Raw genomic sequence first — 21177 nt, 5'->3', positions numbered from 1 at the left:
GCTGACGCTGCGAGCATCCGCGGCGTGCCGTCAGTGCGCGGCCGGGGCACCAAGCAGGGTCTCCCACGCGCGCTGGGCCCCGGGCACACCCGCGAGGGACGCGCTGAGCCGGTCGAGCCGGCCGCGGGGCTCAGCGTCGAGCCTGAGCAGGCGGCTCGCGGCCTCGCGGAGCTCGCCCGCGGTAGCGGTGTTCGGGTCAAGGGTCAGCCCGAACCCGGCATCGTCGAGCGCCGCGGCGCCGGCGAACTGGTCGGTCGAGAACGGCAGCAGGAGCAGCGGGACACCGGCAGTCATCGCCTCGGTCACCGAGTTGTTGCCGCCGTGCGAGACCGCGAGCACCGCCGCGTCCAGCAGCCGCACCTGCGGCAGGAACTCCCGCACGAGCCAGGACTTCGGGACGCCGCCCAGCTCCGCGGCGCGGGTCGACCCGGTCGCGAGCGCGACCCGGACCCCGAGCCCGCGCAGTGCCTCGGCGACACGCGCGAGCACGTCGGAGCGCACCGACAGGAAGCTGCCGAAGCTGACGTACACGACCGGCACGTCACTGCTCGCGAGCCAGCGCTCGACGTCGTCGTCCACCGCCTCGGCCCGCACGGCCGAGCCGAGGAAGGCGTGCTCCGGGAGCAGCTCGCTGCGCGTGCGGCCGTGGAGCTCGGCCGGGTAGTTCAGCAAGAGCACGTCGCCGGTCTCCGTGAACGCGTCCTCGCTCGCGTCCGCACCCGCGTCGAGCAGCGTGAGGGCGTCGTTCCACTGGGAGGTGAAGCTGTCGCGCACGTCCCCACAGAGCCGATGGAGCGTGGCCAGCTCGTCGCGGTCCGGATCGAAGCACGCCGGCCAGCTCGACGGGTAGCCGTAGATCTCCTCACCGACGGTGAGCGCGGTCGGGTGTCCCAGGACGACGTCGGCGTGGCGGATCCCGGCACTCTTCAGCGCGAGCCGGGCACTGAAGGCCAGGTGGTCCACGATCACCTGGTCCGGCTGCACCCGCTCCACGAGCCGCCGCACGGCGTGAGCGGTCGCGACCGGGTTCCACAGCAGGTCGGCGTTGCGCGCCTGGGCCTGGAAACGGAGCGTGGGCACCATCCCCCCGCGGGTGGCGGCGAAGAACCCGCGCAACGCGTCGTCCTCGCCTGCAGGCTGCTGCTCCGCCCGGATCACCCCGGGGTTGGACCCGCGACCCAGCTGGAGGTTCTCTCGCTCGAAGCCGAACGCGCCGACGATGCCGGCCGTCGCAGGACCGCTCGCGACCACCACCCGCTCCCCCGCTGCGAGCCAGGCGGTGCCGAGCGTGGCGAGCGGGTACAGGTGCGAGGCGTAGTCGGGGCTGATGATCAGCAGCGTCATGAGTTCATCATCGCCCAGGGCGCGGAGCGGTCGACGGCCACGACCCGGTCTGCCAGGGCGACCTCGCGGTACGCGCCGGACAGGGATGCCGCCATCGCCTGGATCGTGAACTGCGCACGCACCATCGCCTGCCCGCGCGCCGCGCCGCTCTCGCCGCGCGGTCCGGTCGCGAGGTCCAGGGCTGCGGCGATCCCGGTCGCGAGCGCCGCGTGGTCGCTCGTGTCCACGAGAGCGCCGGTGACCCCCTCCTCGACGTACGTGGCCGGGCCGCCCGACGCCGGGGCCACGACGGCGAGCCCGGTGGCCATGGCCTCGAGCAGCGCGATCCCGAACTCCTCCTTCAGGCTGGCGCAGACGTACACGCCGTGCGGCGCAGCGAGGCCGGGCCGACCGAGGCGCGCGGCGGCGAGCCACCGCGCGACCGTCCCGTTCGCCCGATGGCCCGCCAGCAGCAGGCCACGGCGGGGCGCGTCGCCGAGGGGGACGACCGCCTCGATGCGGAGCAGCTGCTCGCGCTCGGCCGCCGACGGCCGCTCGAGGTCACCACCGACGACGAGCAGGTTGCAGCGCTCGTACAGCTCAGGCTGCGCGGCCCATGCCTCGACCAGGGTGGCCATGCCCTTGACGCGGTGCAGCCGCCCGACGGTGAGCGCGAGCGGCAGCCCGCGCCGCTCGGGCGGCAGCGTGGCGAGCAGCGCGTCGAGCTCCGCGAAGGGGGCCGGCTCGGGCGCGCGCGCGTCGGCCAGCGCGCTGTCGATGACCGTCAGGTCGATGCCCTCGGCGACCACCGAGAACCGCTCCGGCTGGGAGGCGCGGTCGAGCCCGAGGAGCTCGCGCAGGTCTCGCTCGAGGTGCGGGCGGGGAAAGAGCACGAGGTGAGCCGCATCGGCGCTGATCCGCTGGACGAGCCGGACACGGAACCAGTAGTGCTCCTCGGAGTCGGCGGTGCCGAAGTTCGCGCGCGTGAGGGTGCCCGCGGCCGCGAGCGCGTCGATGGCCGCGTGCGGGTCCGGTGCCACGGTGAAGACGACCGGTACGTCGTGCTCCCGCGCCACGGTCGCGGCGGCGAGCGAGCCGACGTCGGCCATGCGCAGGTGGATCACGTCGACCGGGCCCGCCGCGCGTAGCACCCGCCGGATCCCTCGCTGGGCCGCGATCCGCTGCGGCCAGGTGTCGACCGAGGGGACGGGCTCGCCGAGGAAGGGCACTGCCGCGAACGAGTGGCCGGGCACGGTGGCGCCGATGTCGGTCAGGCATGCGAACGCCTCGTCGGGGCGGCCCCGCGAGATGGTCACGACCCGCTCGATCGGGGAGGTTCCGGAGGCCTCGGCGGCGTCGCCCGCCACGAGCGCATCGCCGAGCCGCACGAGCAGGGTCGCGATGCCACCGTTGTCCCCTGCACCGACCTGCGCGAGGTCCCGGTCGATGTCCGCGTGCAGGAACAGCTGCGCGATCGTCAGCCCCTGGTTCGACCGCGCGCCACCAGCGGGCGGGGCGGTGAGGTCGAACAGCGCAAGGCGGGCCACGTCGGCGAGCTCGTCGTTCGCCTCCGCGAGGACGGCCAGCCCCGCGAGCACCGCAGCGGTCGGGGTGCGGTCGCCGAGCCCCGCGACCCCGGCGGCGCGCACCTCGGGCGACTCGCCCGCGTCGAGGGCTGCGCCCCGCAGGACCCGCTCGGGGATGCGCCCGGGCACGAGGCCCATCGTCTCGACCAGGCGGGCCCGCGACTGCGGGTCGTCCACGCCGAGCAGCGCTCCCTCGAGCGCGAGCGCGACATGGTCGGGCGCGGAGGCGCCCCACTGCTCGAGGGTGCGCTGCGCGAGCATCCCGGGGAAGCCGCCGTCGGCGATCATCGTCACGAGTCCCGCGATCGCGTCCAGCCGGGGCAGCCCGGTGCCGAGCGCCCAGGCGGCGTGCTCGCGCAGGAACGGAGCGGCGTTCGCCAGGAGGTCGACCAGCGCCTCGTCGGCGGAGCGGTCGAATACCTGGGCCAGCGCGTGGACCGCCGCGATCGCGGTGAGCTGGTCCGTCGGATCGGTCGCGGCGGAGACGAGGAACCGGACCGCGCGCGGACCGCCGTCCCGGCTCGCGGCGACGGTGAGCTCGTCGGCGCACCGGATGGCGACGAGAAGGGAGGTGGCCTGCCGCACCGCGTCGAGCGCGCGCTGTGTTCCCACGGTGTGTCTCCCTCGGTTGCGGACGCCGCCGGTTCTGCGGTCCCGCTTCGTCAAGCCGTCCACCGATCGTTTCATTCCGCGCGGGCCCCCGCAGGAGGGGGCCGTCGCCCGCCGGGCCCGGTTCGAGCGACCCGGGCCCGGCGGCTGACGACTAGTGCGTGAAGTACGACGGCTGGAGCTCGTACACCGGCGTGTCCAGTCCCTCCATCCGCGCCTTGAGCTGCAGGGCCAGGTAGGCGGAGTAGTGCCGGCTCTGGTGGAGGTTGCCTCCGTGGATCCAGAGCTGGGGCACGTTGGTCGGCTTCCACATGTTGCGGAGCTCGCCCTCCCACGGTCCGGGGTCCTTGGGCGTGTCCGACCCGTAGCCCCAGCACTTGCCGACGGCGTCGGCCACCTCGGGCGAGATCAGGTCGGCCAACCAGTTGTTCATCGAGCCGTACCCGGTCGCGTACACGATCAGCTCCGCGGGCAGTTCGGTGCCGTCGTCGAGCACGACCGCGTCGCCCGTGATCTTGGCGATCTGGCCCGACGCGAGCGATACCCGGCCGTCGATGAGCAGCTGCGAGGCACCCACGTCGATGTAGTAGCCGGAGCCGCGCCGCAGGTACTTCACGAACAGCCCGGACCCGTCAACCCCGAAGTCGAGGTCGAACCCGGCGGCCGCGAGCTGCGCGTAGAACTCCGCATCCCGCTCGGCCATCTCCTGGTAGACCGGGATCTGCGCCGCCGGGAGGATCCGGTAGGGCAACGACGCGAAGAGCAGGTCCGCCTTGGCGGTGGTGACCCCTGCCGCCAGAGCCCTTTCGGAGTAGAGCCCGCCCAGGGCCAGGTCCATGAGCGAGTCGCTGCGCGCGATGTGCGTCGACGAGCGCTGGACCATCGTGACGTCGGCCCCGTGCTCCCACAGGTCCGCGCAGATGTCGTGCGCAGAGTTGTTCGACCCGATCACGACGGCGCGCTTGCCCGTCCAGTCCCCACCCCCCGCGTGCTTGGACGAGTGGTGCTGCTCCCCCAGGAACGTCTCGGCGCCCTCGAAGGCCGGCACGTTCGGGTAGCCCGAGACCCCCAGCGCAAACACGAGCTGCTTCGGGCGCAGCGTCACCTTCTCGCCCTCGCGCACGACGTCGACCACCCACTCGCCGCTGGCCTCGTCGAACTCCGCGTGGGTGCACTCGGTGCTCGTCCAGTAGTTGAGCTCCATGATCCGGGTGTAGTGCTCGAGCCAGTCGCCGATCTTGTCCTTCGCGGCGAACACCGGCCAGTCGTCCGGGAAGTCGAGGTACGGGAGGTGGTCGTACCAGACCGGGTCGTGCAGGTGCAGCGACGTGTAGCGGTTGCGCCAGGAGTCTCCCGGCCGCGGGTTCTTCTCGACCACGATCGTGGGCACTCCGAGCCGACGCAGCCGGGAGGCGAGTCCGATGCCGCCCTGTCCCCCGCCGACGATCACGCAGTACGGCTGCTCGTCGTATCCGAGCGCCGCCTCGCGGGCAGTCTTGGCTTCGAGCCAAGACTGCCGCCCCTTGGTGATCTCGTGCGAGACGCCCTGGTCGCGGCGGACCCCGGACCTCTCCTCGAAGCCCTTGAGCTCGCGCATCGTCGTCAGCAGCGTCCAGCACAGCCCGTTGCGCAGCCGCAGGTGCGCGTAGCCACGCGCCTGGGCGGTCTCGAAGGTCACCCAGGCCTCGGCCTCGTCGGCCGTGCCCGTCGCGTCCTCGGCAAGCGCCCACTTCTCGGGCCGGACGCCGTCCAGCGTCGCGGTGAGCATCCGGTGGATCTCGTCCTTGCCCTCGCACGTCTTGAGGTTCCAGGTGAACGCGACGAAGTCGCGCCAGAAGCATTCCTCATCGAAGAGCGCGACGGCGCCGTCGACGTCCCCGCCCTGCAGCCGCTCGTCAAGCGCGGTCAACCACGCCTGCACGATGTCGTTGGGTGTACCCGGCATGTCCACTCCTTCGTGTCCACGAGAATTCGCTGAGCCGGTCAGCGGCCGACGGCGGTGATCTCACCGCGGGCCGAGATGTGACCTGCGTCACCAGTACACGGCCCAGGCAGTTGCAGCAGCGTTACACCTCGGGGATCGGTCGCGGCCCCTACTGTGAGCACACACCGGACGTGCAAGGAGGCACCCGATGGCCCACGACGACCGACGGTTCTCCGCCCCGACCGAGTACTCGCGGTGGCTGCGCCGGGCCCATGAGCTGACCATCAGCGGGCAGCCCCAGCAGGCGATCGCCCCTGGGCTGATCGACTCCTGGCAGAGATCGCTCGCCGCCGGGGTCAATCCCGACGCGCACAGCCCGAGGCACGTGCACGAGGTCGCCGAGACCGTGGCGCTGCGACGGGACCACCGGCTCGGCGCCGTGATCCCGGCGCTCACCGCGCTGCTCGCGGACGAGACCACCTCGGGCGAGCACCTGCTGGTGGTCGCCGGTGCGACGGGCGAGGTCCTGTGGCGGGCCGGAAGCCGCGCCGTGCTGCGCGAGGCAGAGCGCCTGGAGTTCGTCGAGGGAGCTGACTGGTCCGAGTCGGGGGTCGGGACCAACGCCATCAGCGAGGTCGTCGTCAACGGCCGCCCAGCCCAGCTCTTCTCCGGCGAGCACCTCGTGCGGACCCACCATGCCTGGGCGTGCACCGCCGCCCCCATCCGTGACCCGCGGTCTGGCCGCGTCCTGGGCGTGCTGGACATCTCCGGACCGCTGCACACCCTGACCCCGGACAGCCTTCGGCTGATCACGTGCGGGGTCCGTCTCGCGGAGGAGCTGCTTCGCACGCACGACGGCGCCCGGACCGGCCCGGGGAGACGGACGGACCGGGAGCACGCCAACCATGCGGACCAGGGGTCCCGACCGCTGTCGCTGCGCCTGCTGGGCGAGGAGCCAGTTGCGGTCCTGCCCGACGGCGGTCGGATCGGGCTGACGCTGCGCCGCGCGGAGATCCTCGCGCTGCTGGACTCGCGGGACGGTGGCTGGAGCGCAGACGAGCTGGCGTACGAGCTGCACGGGGAGACGGGCAATCCCGCGACGATCCGAGTCGAGATGCATCGCATCCGGGCCGCGATCGGCGACGTCCTCAGTGCCCAGCCGTACCGGTTGGTGGACGAGGTGCGTGGCACGTCCGACGCGGCCCGGGTCCACCGGCTGCTGCGGGCCGGGCGCCTGCGCGACGCGTTCAGCCTGTACTCGGCGCCGTTGTTGGCGCGTTCCGCCACCCTCGCGATCGCGCTGCTGCGCGAGGAGCTCAACTCGGCTGTCGGGGCCGCGGTGCGCACCAGCGGGCAGGCCGACCTGATCCGACGCTGGTGCGCGACCGACATGGGCGCCGCCGACGGTGCGGCGGTTCTCGCCCTTGGCCACCTTGTCGGTCCGCGTGATCCAGGGTTCCTCGCAGCACGGTCGCGCGCGGGGCGAATCGGTCGAGCTCTCAGCTGACCTCCGGCGTCCGCTCGATATCCGCTCCGCTTTCGTTCTGGCCCCGTGCCGCCTCCAGCCCGCTTCCGCGTCAACTCCGCGCCGCCTCCAGCCTGCTTCCGCTCCCGCCACACGGCGGCGCACCTGAGGCGAGATGGAGGCGTCCTGATCAGAACGGCGGCTGCCGATCCCAGTCCTCGACGGGTTCGGATTCGGGAGGTTCGGGGTCCCAGTCCAGGGGTGGTTCGTGGCCGGGGGTGGTTCGGGTTGGTGGGTGTAGGTGTGCCCGGTCGGGGTGGTCCAGATGAAGGTGCCCGGATCGTCGGGTCGGGTGGTCAGGCGCCAGTGGGCGTGGGTTTTGATCAGGTGGTCGCGTTTGCACAGGTTGCCGAGGTTGTCGGCGGACGTGGCTCCGCCGGTGCCGTCGGGGTGGAACGGTTCGCGGTGGTCCAGCTCGCACCGGTGGGCGGGGATCGAGCAGATCGGGGACAGGCACTGCCGGTCGCGGGCGCGCACGATCCGGGCGAGGTCGGCCGGTGGGTGGTAGCGGGTCCGACCGACGTCCAGGACGGTGCCGGTGACCGGGTCGGTCACCAGCCGCCGCCACGTCCCGGCGGTGGCGAGCCGGCGGGCGGTCTGCGCGGTGATGGGCCCGTACCCGGCCAGCTCCCCGGGGTTGTCGTCCAGGCCGAGCAGGGTCGCCAGGGACACGGTCACGTCGACCCGCACCCCCGCGTCTGGCGTGCCCACGTCCGCCGTGGCCGGGTGGCCGAGCAGGGCGGTGGTGAACGCGTCGGCGCGCAGCTGGTCGGGGGTGCGAGGGTCGCCGGTGGTCTTGGTGGTGCGGGCGGCGGCGCTCAGGGCGGTGTCGATCTGGGTGGCGACCGCGCCGGGCAGGACGGCCCAGATGCCGGCCATGCCGTCGGGTAGGACCTTGGGGTGGCACACCCGGCGGCCCTGGACCGCGCGGATGGTGCGTTGTTCGGCGTCGGTGGGGTCCACCACGATCAACGCTTTGGCCAGGTCGCGGCGTAGCTGGGCGTGGGTGCGCCGGCCCGCGCCGGGCAGCACCCGGGCCTGCACGTCCACCGCGACCTGCACCGCGACGTCACCCAGGACGGCGGCGAAGATCTTCGCTTTGCCCCAGTCGATGTGACCGGCCTCCAACGCGACCCCGGTCAGGGTCAGCGGGCCGGCCAGCAGTCGGGCGGTGTCCACCAGGTTCCGTCCGGCCTGCCGGGAGGTCCCCAGGGCGGCGGCGACCTCTTCCCCGGCCACGTTCGGCTGAGAGACCTTCACGGGCCAGTACGGGTTCATCGACTCCCGCCGGGACAGCACCTCGATCGCGGCCAGCTGGTCGGCGCGGGCGGTGGACGCGTCGCGTTCCAGCCGGGCGATCAGCTCCACCAGGTGAAAGTCGTCCAACCGCTGAGCGGCGACCTGCGCGTAGTCCCGCGGATCGACCGGCTCACCCAGCGCGGCGTCCATCGCCGCCCACAGGGCTGCGATGTCCGCCGACGGCTCGACCCACGGCGCGGGTGCATCCCACGGAGTGGGTTCGCCGCCGCGCGCGAGCGTCTGCGCGGAGGGGTCCGGGGCGCACACAGGCCGCTGACCTGCCGCGATGCCCTGAGATCCACGTCGTTCGAACATGTGTATGACTCTAGAACGAGCCACCCACACGCACCCCCGACGCACGAAAACCGCCGTCAACACAACACGGCACCGCCCCGCCCGACGCGCGGGCGAGCAGGATGTCAGGCCGTGGTGACCTGCAGCGCGCCGCCGCCCGCGTCCAGCGCCGCGCGTACCGCGGCGAGATCGACCGACACCCCGTGCCGCCGGTACGGGTTCGCGAGCGCTGTGGTCGTCAGCGGTACCCCGTCGAGCAGGACCGAGACCGGCCCGCAGCCCGACGGACCCACGGTGTACGTGAGGTGCAGCGCTCGGCCGTCCAGCGGCACGGTCGCGGTGAGCCCGTCGAGGCTCGAGGGCAGAACCGGGTCGAGCTCGAGCGTCTCACCGCGACGACGCACCCCGAGCAGGGTCTCGACGACCAGCCGAAGGAACAGACCCGGACCGGACGAGTACACGCGCCAGCCGCCCTCCAGGGCGACCTCGCCGGTCCCGATCCGGTCGTAGTGCGCGGCGGCGTCGTACCGGTCGGTGAAGGCGGCGTCCGACGACGAGTAGTAGCACGTCGACTGCCGCGCCGCGGCCGTGGCGACGCGCCCGCCGATCCCGATCGGGTTGGCCAGCATGAGCGCCGGCAACAGCTTCTCCGCGTCGCCGTGCCTGGCGAGCGCCTCCGCGTACCGCAGGTGCGCGTGGGTGTACATGATGCCGATCTCGCGACCGAAGAACGTGCTCGCCTCGGCGCGCTTGAACACCTCCATCGGGCCACCCTGATAGCGCGCCGGGGCGTCGAACAACCGCGCCCCGTCCGGACCCAGCAGGTGCTGCTCGATCGCGTCGAGGTGGGTCCGGGCAGACTCCGGGCTGAGCAGGTCGCCCGTGATCGCGTTGATCATCGGCAGCACCGAGTAGCGCAGCCCGGTTCGCTCGTCGGAGGGGTGCACCAGGTGCTCGACGGTCCCGTCGTCATGGAACAGCCCGTACCCGCACAGCAGCCCGTCGCCCACGAGCAGCTCGTCCAGGGCGGCCGCGCTGCGATCGGCCTGCACGACGGCGTCGTCGGCCAGGTCGTCCGCCCCGTGCACCCCGCTCGGGTCGAGCCCGCGCAGGGCAGCCGCGAGGGTGCGCAGCGAGAAGACCTGCTGGGTCACTGTCCAGGTCGAGCACAGTCGCGCAGCGAGCGCGGGATCGGCCGGCTGCAGGGAGTCGTTCCAGTCGCCATTGCCGTACGCGGGCAGCGGGCTGTCGGGCACCGTGCTCGCCGAGATGTGCGCGAGCGCGCGCCGCAGGTGGTCGAGGACCGGGGCCGGGGCCGTCGGTCCGTCGTCACCCACGTAGGCGACCGATTCGTCGAGCAGGCTCCGGTCCCCGGTCGTCGCGAGGTACTCCCCGACCGCCAGCAGCGGCCAGTACACGACGTCACCGTGCGCGGCCGACTGCCCCTGGGCGGAGTCCAGGTCGAGGAACTCGAACCACTGCGGCCAGTCGCCCCGAGCGTTCTGGCCCCGGAGCACCCGCAGCACGAGGTCGCGCAGGGGCGCGGTCTGGCCGAGCGCCAGCAGCAGGCCGACCGGCCCCTGGCACACGTCACGGGTCCCCCACGCGCCACCGGTGTACTGCTCGAGCCCGCGCGGGGCGAGGTAGTGGATCAGGGCGTCGTGCGAGAACCACGGCAGGACGGCATTCAGCTCGTCGACCTCGGCGGACCACGGGGTCCCGACCGGGGCCTGCAGACCGACCGCGTCGGTGATCCCGGCCCAGAAGTCCGGCCAGGTCGGTTCGGCCGCGCCCTGCGCCGCGAGGCGGGCGGCCGGCACGACGTCGGCCGTGATCGTCACGTCGAGCTGCCGGGTCGGCGCGGTCGTCAGCGTGAGCCAGGGCGCCTCACGGGTCAGCCCATCGGCGAAGAGCGCCGCGTCTCGCGCCACGGTCTCGATCGCACCGTCGGCCCAGGCGAACCGGAACGACGCACCGGGCGACCGCGCGGTGATGGCGGAGCCCTCGGGGGCGCGCACGGTCACGCCCAACGGGTCGACCTCGAAGTTCGACAGCACGGCATCGGCGCCGTCGTCCCCGCCGAAGGCGATGTGCGCACACACGAGCGCCCGCACCGGCTCGCCGGTCACGACGCGCACGATCAGACGGACCTCGTGCGTGTCGGCCGCCACGAACGAGCGGACCTCGAGCAGGCCGCCGTCGTGCGCGTACCACCAGCGGCAGGAGTCGGGTGTGAGCGCCCACGCGCTCGGGACGTCGAGCAGCGACCAGGCACCGGCGGACTCGACGAAGACGCGCAGCCCGAACGCACGCCGTAGGCCGAGGTAGCCGCGCCGTGTCGACAGCAGCGAGTCACGGCTGACGTGCCCCTGCGTGAGCTGGGAGTGGAACACCCCGGCCATCCAGGCGGTCGTGGTCAGGCTCGACTCGTCGGGAACCAGACCGTCACCGGTCCGCATGATGTGGCCGTGCGGCCGGAGCACCGCGCGCTCCTTGGCCGCGGTGACGACGTGGGTGCCGTCGTCCGTGAAGAACGCGAGCATGTCGTCGCCCTCCCGCTCGGCGTGGTGCACCCCCGGACCGGCGAGCGCGGTCAGCGCGGGCTCGTCGAGGGGACGCGCGGCGAGGATCGGCGCGCTCGAGAAGAGCGATCCCACCACCTCGTACGCGGGCGGTGCGGCACCGGTGGGTGCCGCTGCCTCGGGCAGGCTCGCGGCGATCGCGGCGACGGCAGCGTCGGCGGGAGAGGTGGCCTCGGGATGGTCCGGCCGGTAGATCCCGTAGAACCCCGTGGTCAGGATCGCGCCCGGGGCCAGCTGCTCCGGACGGTCCTGGAGCATGGCGAGCGTGTGCTCGTGCTGCAGGCGGCTGCTCGGCAGACGGTCAGCGGTCAATCCCGGCGGCACGACGTCACGGAGGCCCGCGCGCCCGACGAGCTGGAGCGCGTCGGTGCCCCAGGCCACGGCCTCGCGCAGGCAGCCCAGCACCAGCCACGGCGCGCGGGCCGCCGGCATGTTCTGGCGGACGGCGATCGCTGTGCCGGCAGGTCCGGTCTGGATCGGGTTCAGGTCGAGGTACTGCGCGACGTAGTACTCGTTGACGCGCAGCTCTGTGTACGGCGCCAGCGCCACGTCCTGGGTGTGGACGACGTCGACCGTCACGGGCAGGGCGCCGCTGTTGGTGACCTCGACGTGCCAGAACCATGCGGTGTCCGTCGCGGCCAGCACGAAGCAGACCCGAAAGCTGAGGTCACGCCAGGTGCCGCGGATCTCGGGGCCGGCCTCGGTCCAGTCGACGGCGCCGGGGCTCGCGGGGCCCAGCAGCGGCGTGACCACGACGCCGTCGGGCCGGTGCAGCCGGAGAAACAGGTTCGCCGGTCCCGCCTCGATGTCGTCGGACGGGTACATCAGCACGCTGTGGTCGCCGACGTCGAGGCGGTGCAGTGCGGCACTCTCGGTGAACTGGGCCCAGACCCCCGAGGCGGAGCGGAAGGTTCGGTCAGGAGAGGGCCGACGCCCGCCATCGGGAGAAAAAGTCATGAAGTCTTGTTTACCACAGCCCTATAAAGCCTAGATGTTTCGATCAACCGGAGAGCCGGGCCATCTCACCGACGGTCGGCTCGCGCTGTCAACCAGGAACCGAGCTCCCGGGGACGTCCTCGGACTCGATCAGGCTGAGCAGGGCCTGGGCCGCCTGGGCGTCGTGCCAGTCCGGGGGATCTGCGGACGCCGGCTCCATCGCGAGGATCGCCACGCTCAGGCGCTCGCGCAGGATCGCCAGGACCGCCTCCCGGGACGTGGAGTCGCGAGAGAGCGCGCGCACGGCCGTGAGCTGGTCCGGGTCGAATCGCACGCGCTCACCGGCGGACGCCTCGAGGTCCACGATCGCGTCAGCGATCGCGTCCGTGACCGCCCGCTGCACTCGTTCGGTCATGCTGCGCTCCTCGCCGTCTCCCGCCCATCGTTGAGGCCCGACCGTACCTGGATCGTCGCGCCGGTGCCGCGCCCCGATCGGGCCCGTCGCCCGAACGCCACGGCAGCGGTCAGAAGCGGCGCGCGCGCCGCATCCGCAGGGTGCGCCCGTCAGGGTCGTACAGCACCCGGTACAACGGGCTGGCCCACAACCGCGTCGACCACGACAAGGGCTCCTGCGTGTAGCGACGCAGCTGTCCGGGGGGCCGGGGACCGCGACGGCCACCCGCATGCCAGGCGTCGAGGCGAGCAGCCGTCCGCGCGAACGCCTCGAACGCGAGGACGGGATCCAGCAGGTCGGGGGTGCCCGAGGCGTCGTCGTCCAGGTCGGGGACGCCCACGGCGTCGTCGTCCAGGCCGAGGTGCTCGCGGGAGAGCTCGAGGCGCAGGGCAACGGCGGTCGGCAGCGAACCGGCGGCGCCGGCGGCCGAGGCGTCGTCGAGCACGGCACAGCTCAGCTCGCTGTCGTGGGTCCAGGACCGGCGGTTCGCGTTGTCCGAGCCGGTGCACGACCACGTGTCATCGATCACGCAGATCTTCGCGTGCACGTAGATCGGTGTGCCGGCGTCGTTCTCGAGGCTGTAGATCGCGACCCGGTCGCCACCGGCGGCCCGCAGCAGCCGCATCGCCGGCTCACGCCCCCGCAGGCTCGGCGGGGCCGCGATACGCCCCGACTGCTCGGGCGCCGCGGGGATGACGACGATCAGGTGCAACGCCGGGTCGCGCGCGAGGGCGTCGGCGAACGCGCGCGCGACGTTGGCCGACCACAGGTACTGGTCCTCGACATAGATCAGCGAGTGCGCGTGGGCGAGCGCCTTGCGGTACCCGCGCGCGATGCTCATCTCGCCGGTCGGCGCGAACGGGTAGCCGGGATGACGCGCCGGGTACGTCCGGAGCAGCTGCACGGCCTGCGACCCGCGCGCGGTGGGGTCGGGCAGCTGGGCCGGGAGCGGCCGGCCGTGCTGCCGTTCACCGCGCAGGCGCGCCGCGACGACATTGATCGGGTTGCGGCTCAGCGCCGCCGGGTCGGCCCAGCGCTCCCGGAACACGGTCTCGGCATCACCGACAGCGGGTCCACGGACCGCCAGCTGGACGTCGTGCCACGGGGGGCGTGCACCGTAGGTCGTCGCCATCTGCTGGCTCTGCGGGTCGCCGAAGTGATGCCGGTCGTCCCGCCGCCCGTGGCACAGGTCGATCCCCCCGATGAAGGCCACGTCCCGCTCCGGACGGTCCGGGTGGCGCAGCACGACCAGCTTCTGGTGGTGCGATCCCAACCGACGCACCCGCATGTCGAGCAGCACCTCGCCACCGGCCGCCGTGATCTGCTCGCTCAGCTGGCGGTTGCCGGTCGCGCTGAACTGGAACCGGTCCGAGTGCGAGCGCCACACGAGCCCGCGCACGTCCACCCCACGGCGGGCAGCGGCGGCGAACACGGTGCCGACCTCAGTGCCCGGACCGGCGAGCAGCTGGTCGCGATCGCCGCGCCATACCGTGAACAGCAGCCGATCACCGGCTCGCATCGCCTCAACGGCGTCGAGCAGCTCGCGGAAGTAGGTCGCCCCGTGCACGAGCGCCTGCACGGCGTTCCCGGTCGACCAGGCCGCGCCATCGGCGTGCCGACGGTCCAACGCGCTCGACCGGTTGCCCCGCTCGGCAGCTGTGAGGAACCAGCGGCTGAGCTCGACGGCGTCACCGTCGTCCACAGGGCACGACTCAGGCGCGATCGCAGTCGCGACGTCTTTCTCGTTCACCCCTGACGTGCTCCTTCAGCCCCGACGAAGTGCTCACAACGTAAGCCCCGCGGCGTCCCCCTGTCAGGCGCGCCGCAACAGCTCCTCGAGAACCTGGGCGACGCCGTCGTCGGCCGCCGGCGGCGCGAGGTGGTCCGCGGCAGCGATCGCCTCGGCGTGCCCGCCGGACATGGCGTAGCCCGCACCGGCCCAGCGCAGCATCTCGATGTCGTTCGGCATGTCACCGAAAGTCACCACATCAGCCGCGTCGATCCCTCGCGCCCGCGCGAACTCTCCCAGGCTCGACGCCTTGGTCACGCCGAGCGGCCCCATCTCCAGCAGAGCGATGCCGGGACTCGAGTGCGTGGGCGCGACCAGGTCCGCCACCTGGAGTCGACCCGCGGCGAGCAACCCGTCCGGGGTCGAACCCGGGCTGATGGCAACGATCTTGATGATCGGATCACCGTCGAGCAGGTCGGCCAGCCTCGGCGCCTCGCGCCGGTTCTCGGCTGCTCCGCGCACCGGCGCGAGCCCTTCGGCCGGGCTCGGGCTCCGCGCCTCGTCGTACCCCGCCTCGACGCGCATCCCACGCGCGGTCTCGAGCGCGAACACGACATCGGGGACGACGGCGCGTAGCCTGCGCGCCACCTCGAGCACGGCGTCGTTCGAGATCGGGTGCACCGCGAAGACCGCGTCCGTCTCGAGGTCGAGCGTGATCGACCCGTTCGCACAGATCGCGAAGCGCGAGGCCGACGTCGCCGCGACCACGGGTGCCAACCACCGCGGTGGACGCCCGGTGACGTACACGACCACCACGCCCGCGGCCTCGCACGCCGTCAAGGCTGCGCGGGTGCGGTCCGAGATGGACCGGCCGTGCGGAATGATCGTGCCGTCGAGATCGGTCGCGACCATGCGCAGCGCGCGTGGGGCAGTGAACGGGTGGAGCACGAAGTCTCAGTTCTCCAGACTTTTCCGGCAGCACGACGCCGGGTACGAGAAGCGGTTGTGACCCCAGTATCTCCCGAACGCGCACCGGGGCGGTCGCCGGCGGTGGCGGTGCCCCCCCCCGAGCAAGCTGGCGCGTCCGAGCAAACCGACGCGTCCGAGCAAGCTGGCGCGTCCGAGCAAGCTGGCGCGTCCGAGCAAGCCGACGCGACTGTCCGAGCGGGCCGACGCCACCCGTTGCAACCGCAGTGACCAGGTCAGTTCGCTGTTTCGGTGCGAGTTCGCTGGTCTGGACCGGCGAACTCGAGCCGACTCAGCGAACTCGGCGGTAGCTGCCGTGTCGGCGGTGTGGGCGAGCCTCTGTTCCGCACGCGCAGTGTTGGTGGGCTTGTGGTTCTGGTTTTGGGCAAAAAGAAAGAGCCACCCGAGGGGTGGCTCTTTCTTTTCAATGGTTGTCCGGCGGCGACCTACTCTCCCACACAGTCTCCCGTGCAGTACCATCGGCGCAGAGGGGCTTAGCTTCCGGGTTCGGAATGGGACCGGGCGTTTCCCCCTCGCTATGACCGCCGTAACTCTATGGAGATATCAGGTTGCGGTGTTTTCCCGACCGTATCTCGGGAACCGCACAGTGGACGCGACAGCATTGTGTAAGTGTGTCAAGTTATCGGCTTATTAGTACCGGTCAGCTTCACGGGTCTTTAGTCCCCGCTTCCACATCCGGCCTATCTACCCAGTGGTCTAGCTGGGAGCCTCTCGGGATGAATCCCGTGGAAACCTCATCTTGAAGCAGGCTTCCCGCTTAGATGCTTTCAGCGGTTATCCCTTCCGAACGTAGCTAACCAGCCGTGCTCCTGGCGGAACAACTGGCACACCAGAGGTTCGTCCGTCCCGGTCCTCTCGTACTAGGGACAGCCCTTCTCAAGTTTCCTGCGCGCGCAGCGGATAGGGACCGAACTGTCTCACGACGTTCTAAACCCAGCTCGCGTACCGCTTTAATGGGCGAACAGCCCAACCCTTGGGACCTACTCCAGCCCCAGGATGCGACGAGCCGACATCGAGGTGCCAAACCATGCCGTCGATATGGACTCTTGGGCAAGATCAGCCTGTTATCCCCGGGGTACCTTTTATCCGTTGAGCGACGGCGCTTCCACAAGCCACCGCCGGATCACTAGTTCCGACTTTCGTCCCTGCTCGACCTGTCAGTCTCACAGTCAAGCTCCCTTGTGCACTTGCACTCGACACCTGATTGCCAACCAGGCTGAGGGAACCTTTGAGCGCCTCCGTTACATTTTAGGAGGCAACCGCCCCAGTTAAACTACCCATCAGGCACTGTCCCTGATCCGGATTACGGACCGAGGTTAGATATCCAGAGCGACCAGAGTGGTATTTCAACGTTGACTCCACCGACACTGGCGTGCCGGCTTCACAGTCTCCCACCTATCCTACACAAGCCGCACCGAACACCAATACCAAACTATAGTAAAGGTCCCGGGGTCTTTCCGTCCTGCTGCGCGTAACGAGCATCTTTACTCGTAGTGCAATTTCGCCGAGTTCACGGTTGAGACAGCGGAGAAGTCGTTACGCCATTCGTGCAGGTCGGAACTTACCCGACAAGGAATTTCGCTACCTTAGGATGGTTATAGTTACCACCGCCGTTTACTGGGGCTTAAATTCTGAGCTTCGCCTTGCGGCTGACCCGTCCTCTTAACCTTCCAGCACCGGGCAGGCGTCAGTCCGTATACATCGTCTTGCGACTTCGCACGGACCTGTGTTTTTAGTAAACAGTCGCTTCTCCCTGGTCTCTGCGGCCTTCGAACGCTTCCCCAGCTAGTGGGTTCACGCCTCAGGCCCCCCTTCTCCCGAAGTTACGGGGGCATTTTGCCGAGTTCCTTAACCATGATTCTCTCGATCGCCTTAGTATTCTCTACCTGATCACCTGAGTCGGTTTAGGGTACGGGCGGCTAGAATCTCGCGTCGAGGCTTTTCTTGGCAGCATAGGATCACTCAATCATCCCGCATAAGCGGTCACCATCAGTTCTCAGGCTTCACGAGAGGCGGATTTGCCTACCTCTCACCCTACGACCTTGGACGTGGACTACCATCGCCACGCTGAGCTACCTTCCTGCGTCACCCCTGTTAATACGCTTACCTAATGCCGGTTCGGTTCGCACGCTCCCCCGTCACGTCCCCGAAGGGATCTAGACGGCTTTAGGTGCTTAGCATCACCGGGCTCGGTATGGGCGATTCTTCGCCGGTACGGGAATATCAACCCGTTGTCCATCGACTACGCCTGTCGGCCTCGCCTTAGGTCCCGACTTACCCAGGGCGGATTAGCCTGGCCCTGGAACCCTTGATCATTCGGCGGACGGGTTTCTCACCCGTCTTTCGCTACTCATGCCTGCATTCTCACTCGTGTGGGCTCCACCACTGGGTTACCCCGCAGCTTCACTGCCCACACGACGCTCCCCTACCCATCCAGACACCTGGACCACGAAGGCCTGGTTATTATCTGAATGCCACAGCTTCGGCGGTATGCTTGAGCCCCGCTACATTGTCGGCGCGGAATCACTTGACCAGTGAGCTATTACGCACTCTTTCAAGGGTGGCTGCTTCTAAGCCAACCTCCTGGTTGTCTGTGCAACTCCACATCCTTTCCCACTTAGCATACGCTTGGGGGCCTTAGCTGGTGGTCTGGGCTGTTTCCCTCTCGACAACGGAGCTTATCCCCCGCAGTCTCACTGCCACGCTCTCACTTACCGGCATTCGGAGTTTGGCTAACATCAGTAACCTTGTAGGGCCCATCCGCTATCCAGTAGCTCTACCTCCGGCAAGAAACACGTGACGCTGCACCTAAATGCATTTCGGGGAGAACCAGCTATCACGGAGTTTGATTGGCCTTTCACCCCTAACCACAGGTCATCCCCTCGGTTTTCAACCCAAGTGGGTTCGGTCCTCCACGCGGTCTTACCCGCGCTTCAACCTGCCCATGGCTAGATCACTCCGCTTCGGGTCTAGAGCATGCGACTGAATCGCCCTGTTCGGACTCGCTTTCGCTACGGCTTCCCCACACGGGTTAACCTCGCCACATACCACTAACTCGCAGGCTCATTCTTCAAAAGGCACGCTGTCACCCCTGCTAGGGAGGCTCCAACGGATTGTAGGCACACGGTTTCAGGTACTATTTCACTCCCCTCCCGGGGTACTTTTCACCTTTCCCTCACGGTACTTGTCCGCTATCGGTCACTAGGTAGTATTTAGGCTTAGACAGTGGTCTGTCCAGATTCACACGGGATTTCTCGGGCCCCGTGCTACTTGGGATCCCCTTCGGGAGGCCACGCCATTTCGTCTACGGGGGTCACACCCTCTGTGCCGGGCCTTTCAATGCCCTTCGACTATGACGCGACTTTCTGACTCCCTGCTCATTGGGCAGAATGAACTGAAAGGTCCCACAACCCCGACTACGCAACGCCTGCCAGCTTTAACACGCAATCGGTTTGGCCTGTTCCGCTTTCGCTCGCCACTACTCACGGAATATCTCTTCCTGTCGGTACTGAGATGTTTCACTTCCCGACGTTCCCTCCACACACCCTATATATTCAGGTGCGGGTCACTGGACATGACTCCAGCGGGGTTTCCCCATTCGGAGATCCTCGGATCACGGTTCGTTTGCCAACTCCCCGAGGCTTATCGCAGGCTACAACGTCCTTCTTCGGCTCCTAGTGCCAAGGCATCCACCATGTGCCCTTAAAAACTTGACCACAATAATTCTTACAAAGATGCTCGCGTCCACTGTGCAGTTCTCAAGCTACGGGCGGTCCCACACATATCCCCGAACCGACTCATTGCGCTCCCACCGAAGTAGAAGAGGCGAGCCGGCCTTGACCGGGTTCCGTGTGATCCGCTAGCAGTCACCCTCCCCAGAACTCGAGGAGCACGTGACCTGACGAAACAAGCTTTCGCTCGTTCCCTCAGGACCCAGCAGCGTGCCAAGACCTCTCACCCCACTGGCGACCAGCAACTTTCCATCCCCCCGAACGAGCCGGCAGGAGTACTCGCCACCGATCACCGAAGCGATCAGCCATAGTCGATGTTCCACCCGTGAGCACTGCCCCCGACGCGTTCGGCCGAGGCACAGGCCTGGACAACCCCACCCACCCACTACAGGCGAGCAGCACTGCCAGAGCTCCTTAGAAAGGAGGTGATCCAGCCGCACCTTCCGGTACGGCTACCTTGTTACGACTTAGTCCCAATCGCCAGTCCCACCTTCGACAGCTCCCTCCCCACAAGTGAGGTTGGGCCACCGGCTTCGGGTGTTACCGACTTTCGTGACTTGACGGGCGGTGTGTACAAGGCCCGGGAACGTATTCACCGCAGCGTTGCTGATCTGCGATTACTAGCGACTCCGACTTCATGGGGTCGAGTTGCAGACCCCAATCCGAACTGAGACCGGCTTTTTGGGATTCGCTCCACCTTGCGGTATCGCAGCCCTTTGTACCGGCCATTGTAGCATGCGTGAAGCCCAAGACATAAGGGGCATGATGATTTGACGTCATCCCCACCTTCCTCCGAGTTGACCCCGGCAGTCTCCTATGAGTCCCCGGCATGACCCGCTGGCAACATAGGACGAGGGTTGCGCTCGTTGCGGGACTTAACCCAACATCTCACGACACGAGCTGACGACAACCATGCACCACCTGTATACCGACCTTGCGGGGAGCACATCTCTGCACTTTTCCGGTATATGTCAAGCCTTGGTAAGGTTCTTCGCGTTGCATCGAATTAATCCGCATGCTCCGCCGCTTGTGCGGGCCCCCGTCAATTTCTTTGAGTTTTAGCCTTGCGGCCGTACTCCCCAGGCGGGGCACTTAATGCGTTAGCTGCGGCACGGAACTCGTGGAATGAGCCCCACACCTAGTGCCCAACGTTTACGGCATGGACTACCAGGGTATCTAATCCTGTTCGCTCCCCATGCTTTCGCTCCTCAGCGTCAGTTGCGGCCCAGAGACCTGCCTTCGCCATCGGTGTTCCTCCTGATATCTGCGCATTCCACCGCTACACCAGGAATTCCAGTCTCCCCTACCGCACTCTAGTCTGCCCGTATCCACTGCAAGCCCGAGGTTGAGCCTCGAGTTTTCACAACAGACGCGACAGACCGCCTACGAGCTCTTTACGCCCAATAATTCCGGACAACGCTTGCGCCCTACGTATTACCGCGGCTGCTGGCACGTAGTTAGCCGGCGCTTCTTCTGCAGGTACCGTCACTTTCGCTTCTTCCCTGCTGAAAGAGGTTTACAACCCGAAGGCCTTCATCCCTCACGCGGCGTCGCTGCATCAGGCTTTCGCCCATTGTGCAATATTCCCCACTGCTGCCTCCCGTAGGAGTCTGGGCCGTATCTCAGTCCCAGTGTGGCCGGTCGCCCTCTCAGGCCGGCTACCCGTCGTCGCCTTGGTGAGCCATTACCTCACCAACTAGCTGATAGGCCGCGAGTCCATCCCAGACCGATAAATCTTTCCAGACGCTCCCCATGCGAGGACGTCTCATATCCGGTATTAGCTCCGATTTCCCGAAGTTATCCCAGAGTCTGGGGCAGGTTACTCACGTGTTACTCACCCGTTCGCCACTGATCAGCTGAAGCAAGCTCCAGCGTCACCGTTCGACTTGCATGTGTTAAGCACGCCGCCAGCGTTCGTCCTGAGCCAGAATCAAACTCTCCGTAAATGTCTATTAGCCCCTCACCACCGAAGCAGCAAGGAAACCGACAACACGAAATGACCCCCGAAGGGACCAGTTGAACTGACCAAAATAAAGACACCCACCACCGAAGCGGTGAACGCTCGCAATTTAGCCAATATAAATCCACCGAACCACCCCGACCAGATCAAAGACTCGGACGAAGCAACCGATGAACCAAATGGCATCGACTACTATATTTGGCACGCTGTTGAGTTCTCAAGGAACGACCGCGCATCG

At 68.4% G+C, this 21177-nt stretch carries 8 protein-coding genes, 3 rRNA genes and 1 pseudogene; 1 reads left to right on the top strand and 11 read right to left on the bottom strand.

Annotation, left to right across the window (positions count from 1 at the left end; translation table 11 throughout):
• Positions 1-30 precede the first annotated feature (30 nt).
• The 3 genes from VTA80_RS20350 to VTA80_RS20340 form a co-directional block, all read right to left on the bottom strand.
• Positions 31-1344: a glycosyltransferase gene (locus VTA80_RS20350; RefSeq protein ID WP_407342880.1), complete on the bottom strand. Its 1314-nt coding sequence runs from the start codon at positions 1342-1344 to the stop codon at positions 31-33.
• Positions 1341-3521, bottom strand: coding sequence for a glycosyltransferase (locus VTA80_RS20345; protein WP_407342879.1), 2181 nt, complete (start codon positions 3519-3521; stop codon positions 1341-1343). The genes VTA80_RS20350 and VTA80_RS20345 overlap by 4 nt, the downstream gene beginning before the upstream one ends.
• 151 nt (positions 3522-3672) lie before the next feature.
• On the bottom strand, positions 3673-5463 hold the full coding sequence (locus VTA80_RS20340; protein WP_407342878.1) for an NAD(P)-binding domain-containing protein: 1791 nt from the start codon (positions 5461-5463) through the stop codon (positions 3673-3675).
• Positions 5464-5650: 187 nt separating this feature from the next.
• On the opposite strand from VTA80_RS20340, the gene VTA80_RS20335 reads away from it, so the two are divergent.
• The gene (locus VTA80_RS20335; RefSeq protein ID WP_407345827.1) at positions 5651-6949 is read left to right on the top strand and encodes a GAF domain-containing protein; all 1299 of its coding nucleotides are present in this window, start codon (positions 5651-5653) and stop codon (positions 6947-6949) included.
• A 492-nt stretch (positions 6950-7441) separates the two neighbouring features.
• Here the strand turns inward: VTA80_RS20335 and VTA80_RS20330 are convergent.
• The 8 genes and pseudogenes from VTA80_RS20330 to VTA80_RS20295 form a co-directional block, all read right to left on the bottom strand.
• Positions 7442-8416 (bottom strand): annotated as a pseudogene (locus VTA80_RS20330) (DUF222 domain-containing protein); the annotation flags it as partial.
• Positions 8417-8685: 269 nt separating this feature from the next.
• Positions 8686-12099, bottom strand: coding sequence for a GH36-type glycosyl hydrolase domain-containing protein (locus tag VTA80_RS20325; RefSeq protein ID WP_407342877.1), 3414 nt, complete (start codon positions 12097-12099; stop codon positions 8686-8688).
• Positions 12100-12187: 88 nt separating this feature from the next.
• Positions 12188-12493 (bottom strand): hypothetical protein, encoded by a 306-nt coding sequence (locus VTA80_RS20320; RefSeq protein WP_407342876.1) that lies wholly within the window; start codon positions 12491-12493, stop codon positions 12188-12190.
• Between the two features lie 109 nt (positions 12494-12602).
• Positions 12603-14282 carry a phospholipase D family protein gene (locus VTA80_RS20315; protein ID WP_407342875.1) on the bottom strand — a complete coding sequence of 560 codons (1680 nt, stop codon included), beginning with the start codon at positions 14280-14282 and terminating at the stop codon, positions 12603-12605.
• Positions 14283-14345: 63 nt separating this feature from the next.
• On the bottom strand, positions 14346-15209 hold the full coding sequence (locus VTA80_RS20310) for an HAD family hydrolase (RefSeq protein ID WP_407342874.1): 864 nt from the start codon (positions 15207-15209) through the stop codon (positions 14346-14348).
• A 451-nt stretch (positions 15210-15660) separates the two neighbouring features.
• Positions 15661-15777: ribosomal RNA gene (gene rrf, locus VTA80_RS20305) — 5S ribosomal RNA — on the bottom strand.
• A gap of 81 nt (positions 15778-15858) precedes the next feature.
• Positions 15859-18964 (bottom strand): 23S ribosomal RNA (locus tag VTA80_RS20300).
• Positions 18965-19397: 433 nt separating this feature from the next.
• Positions 19398-20925 (bottom strand): 16S ribosomal RNA (locus tag VTA80_RS20295).
• The 16S, 23S and 5S rRNA genes sit together here, the layout of an rRNA operon.
• Positions 20926-21177 lie beyond the last annotated feature (252 nt).

Source organism: Pengzhenrongella phosphoraccumulans (assembly GCF_045689905.1).
Taxonomy (GTDB): Bacteria; Actinomycetota; Actinomycetes; order Actinomycetales; family Cellulomonadaceae; genus Pengzhenrongella; species Pengzhenrongella phosphoraccumulans.
Note: the sequence above shows the minus strand (reverse complement) of the source record. Positions and strands in the feature narration are given on the sequence as shown.